This is a genomic window from Pseudovibrio sp. Ad46 (assembly GCF_001623065.1).
In the GTDB taxonomy this organism is placed as follows: Bacteria; Pseudomonadota; Alphaproteobacteria; order Rhizobiales; family Stappiaceae; genus Pseudovibrio.
This window is the reverse complement of the sequence record NZ_LMCG01000073.1, coordinates 30,059-46,723: the sequence shown is the minus strand read 5'-3', so window position 1 is coordinate 46,723 and position 16,665 is coordinate 30,059. Positions and strand designations below refer to the sequence as shown.

Genomic DNA, 16,665 nt, shown 5'->3' with positions numbered 1-16,665 from the left:
GCAAGTGAAATGCTGAAAGTTCGCGATCTGCATGCTTTTTATGGCAAGAGCCATGTGCTGCGCGGCGTGAATATGGATGTGCCCAAAGGCAGTGTGACGGCGCTGTTGGGGCGCAATGGTGTCGGGCGTTCCACCACAGCTAAGGCGATTATGGGCGAGGTAGCACCAAAAGGAGATATCTGGTTCAAAGGTGAGACGATTTCCGGCCTGCCGAGCCATAGCATTGCGTGTAAGGGGCTTGGGTATGTGCCAGAGAACCGGGATGTCTTCCCTTTGATGAGTGTGCGGGACAATCTTCTTCTTGGCATCAAGGACATGCGTAAGCCGGGCAGATGGAGCATTGAGCAGATGCTCGATATGTTCCCAAACCTCAAATCACGCGCTGATACGGCAGCTGGCGTACTTTCTGGCGGCGAAAAGCAGATGCTGACGATCTGCCGGACGCTGATGGGAGACCCTGATCTGATCATCATTGATGAACCGACCGAAGGGCTTGCGCCCAAAATTGTGACGCAGGTTGGGGAATTGATTGCGGAGATTGCGCGAGCCGGTGTTTCCATCTTGCTGGTAGAGCAGAAGCTTTCCATCGCGCTGAAGATTGCCCAACAGGTTTATGTGATGGGGCATGGGGAGATTGTTTATCACGGGACACCAGAGGAGTTTCGAGCGCGGGATGATATCCGGCGGGAATGGCTGGAAGTGTGAGCGGTGTTTTTCTTGGAGAAGTGCTGCAGGATGCCTTGCTGGTGTTCTTAGAGTTGGATGATGTGTGTTAGGCAAGGGATGTAAATGATCGGGGTGGGGTTTTAGCGTTGAGCGGACATGAAGAAAAAGACCGGCGGTTTGCGACAACGCTGGCGCGAGGGCTGCAGGTGTTACGGGCATTCCGGGCTTCTGATGATGGGCTTGGCAATCAGGAAATCTCTCAGCGTACTGGCATTCCCAAATCCACTGTTTCCCGTTTGACCTTCACCCTTCAGCAGCTTGGTTATCTCAGCCATGCGCGTCGTCATGATCGGTATCGGTTTGGCCCTGCTGCCCTCGCTTTGGGCAACATTGCCAGCGCTTCTGTATCTTTCATTGAAGCAGCGAACCCGATGATGCAACAGCTTGCTGATGAGACGGGTACGCTTGCTTTGCTGGCAGTGCTTGATGAAAACAAGATGCTGCTGACCAAGACGTGGCGCCCGCAAAGCGCGCCTGCCATCTGGCTGGAAGTGGGGCACCGCATTCCGGTCACTGGATCATCCTCCGGGCTTGCTTATCTGGCCAGCGTAACGGACCATGAGTTTGCTCAGGTTTGCGAACGTGTACAGGGGCGGGATGAGAGCATTTCCGTCGAGACACTGGAGATTGCACGGGCTGCAGGGTACTCTCAGCTGTTGGCCCAAGGCTTTGTAATTGTTGATGAAGATAAGCGTTATGCTGAGAACATCAATGCGGTCTCAACCGGATTCCGGTCTCATGATTTTGGCGAGCCGGTTGCGATCAGCTGCGGGGCGACTCCAGACATGCTGAGCTATGAGCGCATGCAAAATGAGGTTGGACCTAAATTGCGGGACCGCGTGAAAGAGCTGGAACGGGCGCTGGGCTTGCCCTCTGTTTTGGTCAATCGCGGCTAAGCTTGTAGCGAGCGGAAAGATCTTATTATCGTGATCGCTGCTTACTTTAAATTCTGCATATTGGAATTATGAATTACATATTGAAATAATCTGAATGCGCGATACTCTGATCTCATGATGGGGATGAGGTGGGCGATGCGTCCTGGAACCTCCCGACAGTTATGTCCAATGAAGCAGGGAGGGCGGCATATGGACTTGAACTATTCAGCTGATGAACTGGCATTTCGTGATGAGGTGCGGTCGTTTTTAAACAAGAACCTTTCGAAGACTCTCTCGGAAAAGGTCAGATTGGGAAAGCGCCTTTCCAAGATGGATCATGAAGAGTGGCATGCCACGCTGAACAAGCAGGGATGGCTGGCGAACAACTGGCCGGTGGAGCATGGTGGGACTGGTTGGAATGCAGTCTACCGGCACATCTTTGAGGAAGAGCTTTGCCTTGCCCATGCGCCGCGGACGATCCCTTTCGGGCTTTCCATGCTGGCGCCCGTGCTTTTTAAGTTTGGCAGTCAGGCGCAGAAAGATCACTTTTTGCCGCGGATTCTGGATGGTACGGACTGGTGGTGTCAGGGCTATTCTGAACCGCAGGCGGGTTCTGATCTCGCCTCCCTGAAGACCCGTGCTGTGCGGGATGGGGACCATTATGTTGTCAACGGTCAGAAAACCTGGACTACACTGGGTCAACATGCGGACTGGATCTTCTGTCTTGTGCGTACGGACCAGGACGTGAAGGCTCAGGAAGGTATTTCGTTTCTCTTGATTGATATGAAGACACCGGGTGTCACTGTTCGGCCCATTACACTAATTGACGGTGGGCAGGAAGTGAATGAGGTGTTCTTTGAGGATGTGAAGGTGCCGGTTGCCAACCTTGTTGGAGAGGAGAACAAGGGCTGGACCTATGCCAAGTATCTGCTGACCCATGAGCGTACCAATATTGCAGGCGTTGGCTTTTCGACGGCGGCTCTTGTTCATTTGAAGGAGATTTGTGCCAAGCAGATGTCTGGTGGCAAGCCACTGCTGGAGAACCCGTATTTTGCCGGAAGGGTTGCGCAGATTGAGATTGATCTGATGGCGATGGCGACAACGAACCTGCGCATGATCGCCAAAGCGGCGGCAGGGCAGGCGCCGGGAGCAGAGAGTTCCATGCTGAAGATCAAGGGAACTGAAATCCGACAGGCGATCAATGATCTGACACGGCGAGCGGTTGGGCGTTACGCTATGCCGTTTGTGTCGGAGGCGCTGGATAGTGGTGCGAACGTGCAAGGTGTTGGGCCGGAGTATGCCGCTGCAGTGAGCCCGGGTTACTTCAACAACCGTAAGCTTTCTATCTTCGGTGGGTCCAATGAGATCCAGCGCAACATCATCAGTAAAACTATTCTCGGCCTTTAGGAGCGTTCCATGGATTTCAATCATAGTGACGAACGACGGATGCTTCAGGACACTCTGCATCGCTACCTTTCAGATAACTACGATGCCTCGCAACGAGCTAACTCTGTTGGGCACGTGCAGGGTTTTTCGGAGAAAATCTGGAATGATTTTGCTGAGCTGGGTGTGATTGGGGCGCTGTTTGCAGAAGAGTATGGGGGCTTTGGAGGCAGCGGCTTTGATATTGCGGTTGTGTTTGAGGAGTTGGGTCGGTTTGCTTGCGTGGAGCCTTTGATGGCCTCTGGTGTTATGGCTGGACGGTTGTTAGGCGAGCTTGGTACTGAGGAGCAGAAGGCGCTGATCGGGGATGTGATTGACGGGAAGCTCAAGATCGTTCCCGCATTGGAAGAACCTCAGTCGCGTTATGATCTGGATGTTGTAGAGACAACTGCAGAGCGGGTTGAGGATGGCTATCGGCTCAACGGTACAAAGTCGGTGGTGATTGGCGGACCAAGTGCGGACAAGCTGATTGTGAGCGCTCGTGGTGCCGATGGGCTGCAACTGTTCATGATAGATGCCGATGCCTCAGGCGTGGAGCGGTACTCCTATCCCAATCTGGACGGCTACCACGCCAGCGATGTTGCTCTGGTGAATGTAGTTGTGCCTGCTTCTGCGTGTTTGGGTGCGCCAGAGGCGGTTTTGCCTGCATTGGAATCTGCACGCGCTGCAGGTGTGACTGCGCTGTGTGCCGAGGCCGTTGGGGCGATGGAAGCGGCGAAGGATCTGACGGTTGAGTATCTGCGCGTGCGGACGCAGTTTGGCCGTGTGTTGGGCAAGTTTCAGGCGCTTCAGCATCGGATGTCGACGGTCTTGATTGAGATCGAACAGGCTCGCTCTGCGCTGATCAATGTGGCGGGGCACCTTTCTGCTGAACCTTTCCAGCGAGATAAGCATGTGAGTGCAGCTAAGAATTTGATTGGCCGTGTGGCGCAACTGGTTTGCGAAGAAACCATTCAGTTGCATGGCGGTATCGGGATGACCGAGGAGTATCCTCTGGGACATTATGCCAAGCGTTTGATGATGATCGATCACCAACTTGGCGATGTCGACTACCATCTGGAGCGCTTTGTTGGAGCTATGCAGAGAGAACCTGCGCGCGAGGCAATGTCATGAAGCGTGCTTCTCTTGTCAGCGTTGAGCGCAAGGCGGATCGTCTGATCGTCATGAACTGTAACTCTTCTCGTCGCAATGCGCTTTCGCCAGAATACTACGACGGGCTTTCGCAGGCGTTGGATCTTGCCAATCAGGACACTGAGATCCGTAGCGTTATCCTGATGGGAGAAGGCGGTTATTTCTGTGCGGGTGGCGATCTGAACACGTTGGTTAAGCGCCGCGAGATGACGGTTCTTGAGCGAAAAAATAATATTGAAAAACTCCATAATCTGGTTCGAAAAATAAGGGACTGCGCAAAACCGGTGATTGCGTCGGTTGATGGAGGTGCTGCCGGAGCGGGTGTGTCTTTGGCTCTGGCTTGTGACTTCCTGGTGGCAGAGCGGCCGTCTCAGTTTATGCTGGCTTATGTGAAGGTTGGACTGGTGCCGGATGGAGGGGCTACAGCTTCATTGTCCCGGCTTATTCCCCGTCAACTGGTCTTAGAGATGTGTTTGCTGGGACAACCTGTTTCGGCTGAACGGCTCTACCAGCTGGGGGTGGTCAATGTGCTTAGCGATAAGCCTGCTTTGGCAGAAGCGCACCTGATAGCGGATCGTGTAGCGCAAGGTCCAACAAGGGCACAGGGGGAGATTAAGCGATTGGTATCAGCTGCTGATCACAACAGCTATGACGATCAAATGGATCTGGAGCGGGATACAATGGCAGAGGCTCTGGGACATGATGAAGCGCAGGGAGGGATTAATGCGTTTCTGGAACGGCGATCTCCAAATTACGCTTAGATGCAGTGCTTTGAGCAGGTGAAGCCCACGTGAAACGTCTGGAATGGTGCATTTTGAGCAAGTCGATCAGTCAATTGAGAAACCTGGGCCCGAAGACCGAATATATGCTGTTTGAGGTTGATGTTTGCAGTGAAGATGATCTGCGTGAGCTTGGAGCTGTGCAAGCTTATCAACGGCTGAAATTTCGGTTTGGTCGGCGGGGCTCCATCCTCGCGCTTTATGCCATGGAGGCATGCCTGAGAGATTGTGACTGGCGGGATCTTTCAGCTGAAGACAAGAAAGAACTGAAGGCAAAGGCAGAGCTGGCTGATTGATCTGCTTTGAAGGAGCCTTGAACGGACTTCATCAAGGTCCAGACAGGGCGCTATGGATGCCGGCGGTGGCATAGGCTACGAGCAATGTTTTCATTTCAGCAATGCCGGAGGTGTGATCTTCTTCTGCCATTGCATCAACACGCCAGGCTGAGGTGCACAGAGCGATTTGTGAAGAGATGGAAAATACGAAGGTTGCAGAGACTTTCCTAAGATCGGCAGTGGGATAGAGCTTGGCGATTTCCGAAAGAAATACTTTTGCTGTTGGGTCAAAACAAGCCTGAGAGATAGCGCTCCAGCGTTCTTCAGCAGAGACCATTGCGACCAGACGTGCGTAGGCGAGCCAGCCGGGGCCGCTGTTTTCAGCTTTGTCCAGATAAGGGTAGAAGAAACTCTCCAGAATGCCTTTCAGTGTCATGACTTCTTCTGAAGCCTTTAGCTGTTCCAGTGCATCAAGGCGGAGACGGGCGAGTTCGTCGGCACGGCGTTCGACTGTTTTGAAAAACAGGTCTTCCTTTGTGCCGAAGTGGTGGTTTACGAGGCCCAGTTTTACCCCTGCTTTTTGTGCGATATCTCTTATGGACGCAGCGTCATAACTGCGAAATGCAAACAGGTGTTCTGCGGCGTCGAGAATCTTCTGCCGCGTCTCCAAAGAGCTTTTTGAAGGGGCTCTTTGTCTTTGTTTTTCCTGCGAAATCTTCTTAATCATAAAAAGAGCTTGCCTTATTTTGTACGACTGTTCAATCTAATTGTAGTTCTGAGGGGGGGGCGAACAGTGAATATTTCAAAGGAGAGCTATGCCTTAATTGGGGCAGGGCCGATGGGGCTCGCCACGGCCAAGACACTTATTGAGCAGGGAATAGATTTTCAGGGTTTTGAGCTGCACAGCGATGTGGGTGGGCTTTGGGATATTGATGGGCCGAAGTCGACCATGTACGAATCCGCGCATCTGATTTCATCCAAGAAAATGACCGAGTTTACAGATTTTCCGATGGATGATCACATTGCTGAGTATCCCGGTCACCGCGAACTAAAGACCTACTTTCAGGAGTTTGCCGAAAAGTTCGATTTGAAGCGGCACTATCGTTTTGGAGCAGAAGTGACCTGCATCGCGCCGTTGGGAGGTGACGGTGAGGGATGGACGGTCAGCTGGAGAGATCAGGACGGAGATCATTCAGCTGAGTTTGCCGGGGTGTTGATTGCAAATGGCACGCTTTCTGAGCCCAACATGCCAGAGTTTGCGGGAGAGTTTTCTGGCGACCTCATTCATTCGTGTCACTACAAGAGTGCGCAGCAGTTTGCTGGCAAGCGGGTGCTAATTGTCGGGGCGGGCAATTCAGGCTGCGACATAGCGGTGGATGCGATCCATCATGGGGTTCAGTGCGATATATCCATGCGCCGTGGCTATTACTTTGTTCCCAAGTATGTTTTCGGGAAACCGGCAGACACGATGGGTGGGGTGGTGAAGTTGCCGCTCTGGCTGAAGCGACGAGTGGATCAGGCATTGCTGAAATGGTTTGTTGGTGATCCGCAGGCCTATGGGTTTCCCAAACCAGACTATAAGCTTTATGAGAGTCATCCGGTGGTGAACTCGCTTATTCTCTATCATGCCGGTCACGGGGATATTGGTATTCGGGCAGACATCAAGGAACTGGATGGGCATACGGTTCGGTTTCGTGATGGTGAAGAGGCTGAGTATGATCTCATCGTCACCGCGACTGGCTATAAGTTGCATTACCCCTTTATCGACAAAGAGCTTTTGAACTGGCAGGGCGAAGCGCCGCATCTGTTTTTGAATTGCATGCATCCAGAACGGAATGATCTGTTTGTAATGGGCATGATTGAGGCAACCGGTCTGGGTTGGCAGGGGCGTCATGATCAGGCGGAACTGGTTGCGCGTTATCTGAGGGGCCTCAGGGACGGAAGTGCGACAGCTGAGGCAATCAAAGCTGAGAAAGCCAAGGGATTTGAGCGTGAGACTGGGGGGATGAACTACCTCCAGCTGGCGCGGATGGCTTACTACGTGGACAAACAGAGTTATCGCTCTGCACTGAACAAGCGCACACAGGCGTTGAAGAGGGAAATGGCATGAGTGACATTGACCTTGTTGTTCTCAACTTCAGTTCGGGTTCGCTGACCTTGCTCAACGGTATTTTGGGTGTTGTGATGTTCTCAATCGCGCTGGACCTGTGTCCTGCGGATTTTAAGCGATTGACACTGTCGCCAAAGCCTGTGGTGATTGGGCTGTGCTCTCAATTTCTGCTTTTGCCGAGCCTCACATTTCTGCTTGTTCTGATCGTTCAGCCCCGGCCTTCGATTGCTTTGGGGCTTATTCTGGTGGCGGCGTGTCCGGGTGGTAATATCTCAAACTTCATCACTCATCGTGCTGGCGGCAATGCAGCGCTGTCGGTTTCCATGACGGCTTTTGCTACGGTGGGAGCAATTGTTGCGACACCCTTTAATATCGCATTTTGGGGTAGTCTTTACGGCCCGACGCGCGCGATATTGCAAGAGACGCATATCGATAGGCTGTCAGTTGCAATTACTGTTTGCTTCATGTTGGTGTTGCCATTGTTTCTTGGCATCATGCTCAACCGTATCAAACCACAGCTGGCTGCTAAAATCCGGCAGCCACTGCGCATGGCGTCCATGGGAATTTTTATCGGTTTCATCTTCATCGCGCTGTTTGCCAACTGGTCGTTTTTTCTTGCCTATGTGGGTGCTGTGGCATCTCTCGTGATTGTCCATAATGGGCTGGCTTTGGCGGCAGGGTATACTCTGGCGAGCGTTGCTGGTGTGTCTGCTTATGACCGGCGGGCCATTACGATTGAAACTGGCATCCAGAATTCTGGCCTGGGGCTTGTGTTGATCTTCGGCTTTTTCGGTGGGCTTGGCGGTATGTCTGTTGTGGCGGCTGCCTGGGGGATTTGGCATGCGATCAGCGGGCTGGTGCTTGCCAGTTTTATGGCGCGCAAAGCAGTCAAGCTTCCCGCGGAGGCGACGTTATGACCAAGCTTCTTATTACCGGGGCTGCCGGAGGTGTCGGACAAGCATTCTTACGGCAATTGGCGGGCACGGAGCAGGAGGTTGTTGCGACTGATATTCGTGAGCCGAGTGGCCTCCCAGCAAATGCCCGGTTCAGAACGCTGGATGTGACTACAGACAGGGTGTCAGCATTGATTGAGGAGGAGCGGCCTGATGTGATTGTGCATCTGGCTTCCATCGTCACACCCTCTGTGGGTTCTACACGGGATATTGAGTATCTGGTTGATGTTGTTGGCACTCAGTCGGTGATTGATGCTGCGATCAAAGCAGGTGTGAAGCGTCTTGTCGTCACATCATCCGGGGCAGCCTATGGGTATCATGCAGACAATCCTGTGCCATTGCATGAGGATGATCATATTCGCGGCAATAAAGAATTCGCGTACTCCTACCATAAGCGTTTGGTTGAAGCTGCTTTGGCTCGTGCACGTGCGGAGGCACCGCAACTGGAGCAGGTTGTGTTGCGGGTTGGGACGGTTCTTGGAACCGGCATGAACAATCAGATTACTGCGTTGTTTCATAAACCGAAGCTGCTTGGTGTGGCAGGATCAGACAGTGCGTTTGTGTTTATCTGGACGGAGGATCTTGCGCGCATTCTATTTTTGGCTACGACAGAAGCTCCTGAGGGGATTTACAACGTGGCGGGTGATGGAGCGTTGTCAATGCAGCGGTTGGGGCAAATGCTCAATAAGCCTGTCCTTAAGTTGCCGTCCTGGTTGTTGAAATTTGTTTTAGGTGTGGCGAAACCACTGCGGCTTTCCCGGTATGGACCGGAGCAGGTTCGGTTTTTGCAATACCGTCCTGTGCTGGCCAATGAGCGGTTGAAATCAGTGTTTGGCTATACTCCGGAAAAGACAAGTGCAGAAGTGTTTGAACACTGGCGAGCATCTGTGGGGCTTTGATGAAAACAGCGGTTATTACAGGCGGTGCTGGTGGCTTAGGGCAGGCACTTGCAACCCGGTTGCAGCGCGAGAGCTGGCATACGGTTCTGCTTGATTTACCCGGTCCGGCACTGGAGGGGCTGCCACAAAATGAGCGACAGAGCATTTATGCCTGCGACTTAACGGATGGGGGTGCGGTTGAGCAGGTTGCTCAGCAGGTTTTGGCTCGGCACAACAGCATTGATCTGGTGGTTTACAATGCAGGCATTACGCATATCGGATTGTTTGCGGACATGGACCTGACAGCGCATCGCAAAGTGCTGGATGTGAATTACTTCGGAGCGGTGCATACGGCGCGGGCATTTTTGAAAGCGGTGCGGGCCTCCAGTGGATGCCATCTGGCGATCTCGTCAGTTGCAGGATTCTCGCCACTAATTAAACGGACAGCTTATGCGGCCAGCAAGCATGCACTGGAGGGTTTTTTCGGCTCGTTGCGGTCTGAAGAGAAGTCTTATGGCGTTCATACGTTGATTGCAGCGCCTTCGTTTGTGGCAACCAATGTTGGACGGTCGGAGACGCAAGAGAACGGTTTGGCCCGTCCGGGCTCGTCAACAGATGGCGTTGATTATATGAGCGCGGAACGGGCGGCGGATATCATCTACAAAGCGTATGTGCGCAAGACGGAGATGAAGCCGGTTGGCCGCGTTGCCAGTTTGGCGTGGTGGCTCAACCGGTTATCACCCAAAGCCTATCAGCTGCTGATGGAGCGCAACATCAAGGAACCTTCCTAGGTTTGATGAAATGTCAGACCTTCCTGGCGTAGGTCTGGCATTCAAAACCGGTAATGGTGGTTGCAAACACGTCGTACTCAGCTTTCCGGCTGATGCCGTAGAGGCGATGAAACTCTGCTGTGCTCATCTGCTCAGCCGTTTTGCTTTGCGCCCACGTTTGGATCGCTGTCTCCCAGTTTCCTGTCAGGTGATCATATTGGGTGAGGTCCGCCTCCAAGGTGATTGGAGTGCCGGGATCGCTTCGGTTTTCAAGACCGTGATGAATGCCTTCAAGGATCGCTGAGACAACCAGATATGGGTTGGCATCAGCGCCGGAGACGCGGTGCTCCAGCCTTGCGCCTTTGCCATGTGTAGCTGGCACGCGGATAGCTGCGGCGCGGTGATCATACCCCCAGCAAGAGGTGATTGGGGCATAAGAGCCCGGCTGGAGGCGGCGGTAGGAATTGGCGTGTGGAGCAAACAGAATTTGCATGTCCAGCATAGTGTCCAGCAGGCCTCCTACGGCGTTGCTCAAGGCCGGGTTTGCTTCCTCTGCGCTGCCGCTGAAGATGTTGTTGCCTTCAGTATCCAGCAGGCTGGTGTGGACATGGAAGCCGCTGCCGGTCTCTTCTGCGTAGGGTTTAGACATGAACGTGACATCCATGCCGTGTTTGCGGGCAATATGGCGGACAACGCGCTTGAACAGCAGGCAGTGATCCGCAGCTTCCACTGCGCTTGGCACGTGAAGCAAGTTGATCTCAAACTGTCCGTGACCAAACTCGGAGGTGGTGGTGTCTGCAGGAATATCCTGAATTTTGCAGGCTTGGTTGATCTCCATGAGGATCGGTTCGAACTGAGCCATGATGTCCAGATCATAGATCTGTGAGGCCTCAAGACGCTGGTTGGTGCCGGGAATGTATGGTGGGAGCGGCAAACCGGTTGGGCCGGACCCAATGTCGATAAAGTAGAATTCCAGCTCCGTGGCGACAACAGGTGTCAGGCCCTTACTCTGAAACTTCTTTTCAACGGTTTCAAGAACATACCTTGGGTCCAGCGGGTTTGGTTTCTGATCTTCAATCTCGAAAAGAGTGACGAGCACTTGCGCGGTCGGCACTTTGGCCCATGGCACGCGCTTCAGTGTTCCCGGAACTGGGATGCATATGCCATCCGGGTCTCCACGCTCAATGGCAAGGCCTGTTGCCGGCACATCAACGCCCCAAACGTCCAGTGCGACGGTGGACAAGGGCAACCGAACACCACCTTCTGCCAGCTTGTGCAGCATTTCTGCTGGCAACCATTTGCCTCTGAGCGGGCCACAAAAGCCAGCATAAAGGACCTCGATCTTTTCGAGGTCGGGATGTTGTTTCAGGAAGGCGTCGGCTTCAATTCGAAACTGTTCCAATTGCGGCTGTACTGCTGTCAGGGTTGGCATGCGAACTCTTCTGGTCGTGATCTGATGTGTTGTTTTATCGGGTGTTCTGATTGAACTGGCTGGCATAGATGCAAAGTAAATCCAAGGCTAATGTGGCACCGGCCAGTGCTGTGATCTCTGCATGGTCGTAGGCTGGTGCGACTTCTACAAGGTCCATGCCTTTTAGGTTTATTCCAGCAAGCCCACGCAGGATCTCACGTGTCTCTCCGGTATTCAGGCCGCCAACTACAGGTGTTCCTGTTCCCGGTGCAAAAGCAGGGTCGAGGCAATCGATGTCGAAGCTGATGTAGCTGGCACTTTTTCCAACCACGTTGTGAATGCGTTCAATCGTTGCCTCTGCCCCGTTATTACGGACCCAGTCCGCTGTAATTGTGGTGAGGCCCTGTGTGTTCTCGTTGTTGGTTCTGATACCAACTTGTATCGATGTCTGCGGGTTGATGAGACCATCTTTTACCGCTCTATAGAACATGGTGCCATGGTCAATACGGTTGGAGTTGTCTGTCCATGTGTCGCTGTGTGCATCAAACTGGATGAGGGAGAGTGGCCCGTGTTTTTGGGCGTGCGCTTTGAGCATAGGGTAAGTGCAGAAATGATCTCCACCGAGCATGAGTGTTGCTGTACCCGCGTCCAGAATGGCAGAGGCCTGCTGCTCCAGCTCGTCTGGGACGCTCATGGGGTAACCGGGATCGAAGATGAAGTCACCATAATCTGCGACTGCCAAACGGTCGAACGGGTCAAATGACCAACCCCATGCGTGGTCCCAAGCCAGAATGGAGGAGGCTTGCCTGATGGCTCTTGGGCCGAAGCGGCAACCCGGCCTGTTGCTGACTGAGGTGTCAAAGGGGATGCCACAGACGGCGACATCTATCCCTTTAAGGTCCTTGGTGAATTTGCGGCGCATAAAGCTGAGTGTTCCGGCATAACTGGATTCAGCTATGGTCCCGTAAGGGGTGGAGCGAGTGTAGGCCAGATCACCTTGCGAGTATTCATCCAGCGAGGATGGGTGTTTTGTATCAGACACGTGTACTTCCTCGATCAGATTGAGCATATCGCCAGTCGTTCTTCTTTCATGCGCTTGACCTGTGCCTGTTTTGTGACCAGCGAAGCGGTGACCACGCCAACGGCAACAACAGCGATGAGAATGGATGACAGGGCATTGATTTCTGGTGAAACGCCAACGCGGACCTGAGAATAGATCTTCATCGGAAGGGTAGTCGCGCCCGGGCCTGAAGCAAAGGAGGCGATGACCAGATCATCCAGCGAGAGTGTGAAGGCCAGCAGCCATGCCGCCAGAATAGCCGGAAAAATGATGGGCAGTGTTACCTGCATGAAGGCGGAAAAACGGGTGCATCCCAGATCAAGGGCAGCTTCTTCCAGACTGCGCTCGAAGGTCACCAAGCGGGCAGAGACGACAACGGCGGCGTAGCACATGGAGAAGGTTATATGTGCCAGTGTAACTGTCCAGAAGCCTCGGGTGAAATCCAGTGAGACGAACAGCAGGAGCAATGACAGGCCCGTGATGACCTCTGGCATGACCATTGGCGCGTAGATCATGCCGGTGAAAAGCGTTTTGCCGTGGAATGGTCCGGCGCGATTGAGAACAAGTGCGGCCATGGTGCCGAGCACAGTCGCGACAGATGCAGAGATGAAGCCAACACGGAGTGTGACCCATGCGGCATTGATGAAACTCTCATTGAAGAAGACTGATTGATACCACTTGGTGGAGAAGCCAGCCCAAACGGTGACCAATCTGGATTCGTTGAAAGAGTAGATCATCAGCAGGATGATCGGTAGGTAGAGGAATGCAAAGCCGAGTGTGAGCGTTGTTGTGTTGAACCAGTTGAAGCGGGTCATTGGCTGGCCTCCGCTTGTTTTTCCTGCTGTTTCTGGAACAGGATGATGGGTAGGATCAACATAAGCAGCAGCAGAATTGCAACGGCGGATGCGACTGGCCAGTCTCTGTTGGAGAAGAACTCCACCCAGAGCGTTTTGCCGATCATGATAGTGCTGGATCCACCCAGAATGTCTGGAATGACAAACTCACCGACAGCAGGGATAAAGACGAGGAAGCAGCCTGCCCAGACTCCTGGTAGTGACAGCGGCAGGGTAATGACCCAAAAGGCTTTGAGAGGCGAACACCCCAGATCTGTTGCAGCTTCCAGCAGTGAGATATCGAGTTTTTCCAGAACTGCGTAGAGTGGCAAGACCATGAATGGCAGGTAGGAATAAACGATGCCAATGTAGATGGCAGTGTCGGTGTTGAGGATCATCAAGGGTTCGTCAATGATGCCTGTCCAGAGCAGGAAGTAGTTGAGGAAGCCTTCTTTTTTGAGAATGCCGATCCATGCATAAACGCGGATGAGAAAGCTGGTCCAGAAGGGCAGGATCACCAGCATCAGGAGAGTTGCACGCCACTCTTTCGGGGCTTTGGCCATGGCATAGGCGATAGGATAGCCGATTGCCAAAGTGAGCAGCGTTGAGATGGATGCGATCCTGAGACTGCTCAGGTATGAGTTCAGGTAGAGTGTATCTTCCGTTAGCCAGACATAGTTTTCCAGGTCAAACGCCTGAAGCATAGCGAGAAAACCCCGCCAACCCTCTGAAATGTCGAAATTCGGAAAGTATGGCGGGCGGGCCAGTATGACATCGGACAAGGAAATCTTCAGTACAATGACGAAGGGCGCGAGGAAGAAGATCAACAACCAGATATACGGGATCGCTATGAGCAATCTGCGCCCCCAGCCTGAACTGGGACTGGATGTCTCCTGTATTTCTTCTGAGGGGGAGGTGATATCTGCAACTGCCATCGCTCGCCTCACGCGTCCAGAAAGACGCCAGCGCCTTTCTCCCAATAGACATAGACGGTGTCCTCCCATGTGATTGGGCGGTCGGCGAGATGTTCTCTGTTGGAGACCTGTGCTTTCAAAATGGAGCCATTTGAGGCTTTGACGTGATAAGTTAAGATGTTGCCAGTGTAGCCGATGTCCCAGACTTCGCCCTTAATGCAGTTGTCAGCGTTTGCTGGTTTGTCTTTAGAGATGCGGAGTTTTTCAGGGCGAACTGCGAGCCAGACGGTCGTTCCTGCTTGAGGACGGAGCTTGGTTGAGATCGCCAAAGGTGTTTCACCTTCAGCCCACGCCAGGCTTGCTGTTTCGCCGGTGGTGACATCTATCTGGCCTTCAATGATGTTTACGTCGCCGAGGAAGTCAGCAGAATAGCGGGAGTTTGGATACTCGTAGATTTCAGCGGGTGTCGCGACCTGAACGATTTTGCCGTGGTCCATCACGGCGATGCGGCTCGCGACTGTCATGGCCTCTTCCTGATCGTGTGTGACGATGACGAAGGTGAGGCCAAGCTGCTCCTGAATATTCATCAGCTCAAACTGGGTTTGCTCGCGCAACTTCCTGTCTAACGCACCGAGCGGTTCGTCAAGGAGCAGGAGCTTGGGCTTCTTGGCGAGGGAACGAGCAAGAGCAACGCGCTGCTTTTGACCACCCGAAAGCTGGTGTGGTTTGCGTTTGGCAAAAGGTTCCAACTGAACCAGCGACAGCATTTCTTCAACACGTCGCTTGATCTCAACCTTTGCGGTCTTTTCCTGTTTGAGGCCGAAACCGATGTTCTGTTCTACTGTCATATGCGGGAAGAGGGCGTAGGACTGGAACATCATGTTGACGGGCCGTTTGTGTGGCGGTGCCTTTTGCAGATTGTTCTGACCGAGCATGATGTTGCCAGCGGTGGGATATTCAAACCCTGCCAGCATGCGCATCATAGTTGTCTTACCGCAGCCGGACGGGCCGAGAAGGGCGAAGAACTCGCGCTCATAGATGTTGAGCGTTAAGTCCTCAATGGCAGTGAAGTCGCCAAATTTCTTCGTGACGTTTTCAAAGCGCACCAAAGGTTCCTGAGCTGGATCCTCCCAAGGTGCGAATTTGCAGACTGGCTGAGTGTTTACCAGAGTTTCCATCGTGGCCCGCTCCACCCTCTGTTGTTGTCCTGCTTCCAAAGAAACATGGAAGGCGCGCGGACAACTTGAGTTGCCCGCTGCTGCCGATGATTACTGGCCCGACTTCACTGCGGTCCAGGCACGGGTCACAATACGCTGAATTTTAGGTGCGTAAGGCGTTGTGACGTAAAGTTTTTCCATGGTTGCTTCATCTGGATACACGGCAGAGTCTTCCAGAACTTCCTGATCTAGATGCTCATGTGAGGCTTTGTTGCCGTTGGCGTAGACCACGTAGTTGGAAGCCTTTGCGATGACATCCGGACGCATGATGTAATCGAGGAACATATGTGCTTCTTTGGAGTTGGTTGCATCTGTCGGGATTGCCATTTGATCAAACCACATCAGCGCACCTTCCTTTGGAATGATGTAGTTGATGGTGACACCGTTGTCGGCTTCTGCTGCTCTGTCGCGGGCTTGAAAGACATCACCAGACCAGCCGATAGCTAAGCAGATATCGCCGTTTGCGAGGGCGTTGATGTATTCGGAACTGTGAAACTTTTGGACGTATGGACGGATGGTTTTGAGGAGTGCAGCAGCTTTTTCAATATCAGCCTTGTTGTGACTGTCAGGGTTTAGCCCGAGATGGTTGAGCGCTGCGGGGATGAGCTCTGTTGGGGCGTCCAGCATATGAATGCCGCAATCCTGAAACTTGGCGAGTATTTCCGGATTGAAGATGATTTCCCAACTGTCGACCGGTTTGCCGTCCAGACGCTTTGCAGCGGCTTCTACATTGTAGCCGATGCCAGTGGTGCCCCACATGTAGTTGATGGAATACGTATTGCCCGGATCATAGATGGAGGTTCTGTCAGAGACGAGCGACCACATGTTCTTCAGGTTTGGGAGGGCGTTTTTATCCAGCTTTTGGAAGACGCCGGCTTGAATTTGACGGGAGAGGAAGCTGCCGGTTGGAACGACTATATCGTAACCAGTGGTGCCTGCGAGCAGTTTGGTTTCCAAAACCTCGTTTGAATCGAAAACGTCGTAATTGACCTTGATACCGGTTTCAGCTTCGAAATCTTTCAGAACGCTTTCGTCGATGTAATCAGACCAATTGTAAACGTTGATGGTGCCTTCTGCGTGCGCTGCGCTGGCTGCACATGCAACCATTATTGCGGTCGCCATTGTGCCCGTCAGTCTGGACTTGAAGTTTGAACTCATTTCATCTTCCCCCCCTCAAATTTTTGCACAGCGTTGGTGCTGGCGTGTCTGGATCCGGCCGTCTCCGTTGTTCTTAATTGTGTGCCTGTTTTGAAAGATGACCACAGAATTCTCAGCTAGGCAATAGTTTGT

The 16,665-nt window shown here is 53.0% G+C and carries 17 protein-coding genes; 10 read left to right on the top strand and 7 right to left on the bottom strand.

The window, feature by feature from the left end:
- The first annotated feature begins 9 nt into the window (after positions 1-9).
- From PsAD46_RS20710 to PsAD46_RS20685, 6 genes are all read left to right on the top strand, one after another.
- A complete protein-coding gene (locus PsAD46_RS20710; RefSeq protein ID WP_063290706.1) occupies positions 10-705 on the top strand; it encodes an ABC transporter ATP-binding protein in 696 nt (231 codons plus the stop codon).
- Positions 706-812: 107 nt separating this feature from the next.
- Complete coding sequence (locus PsAD46_RS20705) at positions 813-1,622, top strand: IclR family transcriptional regulator (RefSeq protein WP_063307773.1); 810 nt, start codon at positions 813-815, stop codon at positions 1,620-1,622.
- Between the two features lie 189 nt (positions 1,623-1,811).
- Positions 1,812-3,008: an acyl-CoA dehydrogenase family protein gene (locus tag PsAD46_RS20700; RefSeq protein ID WP_063307772.1), complete on the top strand. Its 1,197-nt coding sequence runs from the start codon at positions 1,812-1,814 to the stop codon at positions 3,006-3,008.
- A gap of 9 nt (positions 3,009-3,017) precedes the next feature.
- A complete protein-coding gene (locus tag PsAD46_RS20695) occupies positions 3,018-4,157 on the top strand; it encodes an acyl-CoA dehydrogenase family protein (RefSeq protein ID WP_063307771.1) in 1,140 nt (379 codons plus the stop codon).
- A complete protein-coding gene (locus tag PsAD46_RS20690) occupies positions 4,154-4,936 on the top strand; it encodes an enoyl-CoA hydratase (RefSeq protein WP_063290643.1) in 783 nt (260 codons plus the stop codon). Before PsAD46_RS20695 ends, PsAD46_RS20690 begins: the two co-directional genes overlap by 4 nt.
- Before the next feature lie 29 nt (positions 4,937-4,965).
- The gene (locus PsAD46_RS20685; RefSeq protein ID WP_153040799.1) at positions 4,966-5,250 is read left to right on the top strand and encodes a TfoX/Sxy family DNA transformation protein; all 285 of its coding nucleotides are present in this window, start codon (positions 4,966-4,968) and stop codon (positions 5,248-5,250) included.
- A gap of 31 nt (positions 5,251-5,281) precedes the next feature.
- Here PsAD46_RS20685 and PsAD46_RS20680 read toward each other — a convergent pair whose 3' ends face one another.
- Positions 5,282-5,956, bottom strand: coding sequence for a TetR/AcrR family transcriptional regulator (locus PsAD46_RS20680; protein WP_063307769.1), 675 nt, complete (start codon positions 5,954-5,956; stop codon positions 5,282-5,284).
- A 66-nt stretch (positions 5,957-6,022) separates the two neighbouring features.
- Between PsAD46_RS20680 and PsAD46_RS20675 the strand changes: the two genes are divergently transcribed.
- The 4 genes from PsAD46_RS20675 to PsAD46_RS20660 are packed head-to-tail and all read left to right on the top strand — an operon-like array spanning position 6,023 to position 9,961.
- Entirely contained in the window at positions 6,023-7,339 is a 1,317-nt protein-coding gene (locus tag PsAD46_RS20675; RefSeq protein ID WP_063307768.1) for an NAD(P)-binding domain-containing protein, read from the top strand.
- Positions 7,336-8,256, top strand: a complete 921-nt coding sequence (locus tag PsAD46_RS20670; protein WP_063290647.1) for a bile acid:sodium symporter family protein — start codon at positions 7,336-7,338, stop codon at positions 8,254-8,256. Before PsAD46_RS20675 ends, PsAD46_RS20670 begins: the two co-directional genes overlap by 4 nt.
- The gene (locus PsAD46_RS20665; protein WP_063307767.1) at positions 8,253-9,191 is read left to right on the top strand and encodes an SDR family oxidoreductase; all 939 of its coding nucleotides are present in this window, start codon (positions 8,253-8,255) and stop codon (positions 9,189-9,191) included. Before PsAD46_RS20670 ends, PsAD46_RS20665 begins: the two co-directional genes overlap by 4 nt.
- Positions 9,191-9,961, top strand: a complete 771-nt coding sequence (locus tag PsAD46_RS20660) for an SDR family NAD(P)-dependent oxidoreductase (RefSeq protein WP_063307766.1) — start codon at positions 9,191-9,193, stop codon at positions 9,959-9,961. The genes PsAD46_RS20665 and PsAD46_RS20660 overlap by 1 nt, the downstream gene beginning before the upstream one ends.
- Positions 9,962-9,974: 13 nt before the next feature.
- On the opposite strand, the gene PsAD46_RS20655 is transcribed toward PsAD46_RS20660, so the two are convergent.
- The 6 genes from PsAD46_RS20655 to PsAD46_RS20630 all read right to left on the bottom strand — a co-directional run bounded on the left by PsAD46_RS20655 (position 9,975) and on the right by PsAD46_RS20630 (position 16,497).
- Positions 9,975-11,372: a glutamine synthetase family protein gene (locus PsAD46_RS20655; protein WP_063305227.1), complete on the bottom strand. Its 1,398-nt coding sequence runs from the start codon at positions 11,370-11,372 to the stop codon at positions 9,975-9,977.
- Between the two features lie 34 nt (positions 11,373-11,406).
- The gene (speB, locus tag PsAD46_RS20650) at positions 11,407-12,393 is read right to left on the bottom strand and encodes an agmatinase (RefSeq protein ID WP_063305226.1); all 987 of its coding nucleotides are present in this window, start codon (positions 12,391-12,393) and stop codon (positions 11,407-11,409) included.
- 14 nt (positions 12,394-12,407) lie between these two features.
- The gene (locus PsAD46_RS20645; protein ID WP_063307765.1) at positions 12,408-13,226 is read right to left on the bottom strand and encodes an ABC transporter permease; all 819 of its coding nucleotides are present in this window, start codon (positions 13,224-13,226) and stop codon (positions 12,408-12,410) included.
- A complete protein-coding gene (locus tag PsAD46_RS20640) occupies positions 13,223-14,179 on the bottom strand; it encodes an ABC transporter permease subunit (protein WP_208981953.1) in 957 nt (318 codons plus the stop codon). Before PsAD46_RS20640 ends, PsAD46_RS20645 begins: the two co-directional genes overlap by 4 nt.
- A gap of 8 nt (positions 14,180-14,187) precedes the next feature.
- Entirely contained in the window at positions 14,188-15,336 is a 1,149-nt protein-coding gene (locus tag PsAD46_RS20635) for an ABC transporter ATP-binding protein (RefSeq protein ID WP_063307764.1), read from the bottom strand.
- Positions 15,337-15,426: 90 nt separating this feature from the next.
- Positions 15,427-16,497 (bottom strand): polyamine ABC transporter substrate-binding protein, encoded by a 1,071-nt coding sequence (locus PsAD46_RS20630; protein WP_208981960.1) that lies wholly within the window; start codon positions 16,495-16,497, stop codon positions 15,427-15,429.
- Positions 16,498-16,665 lie beyond the last annotated feature (168 nt).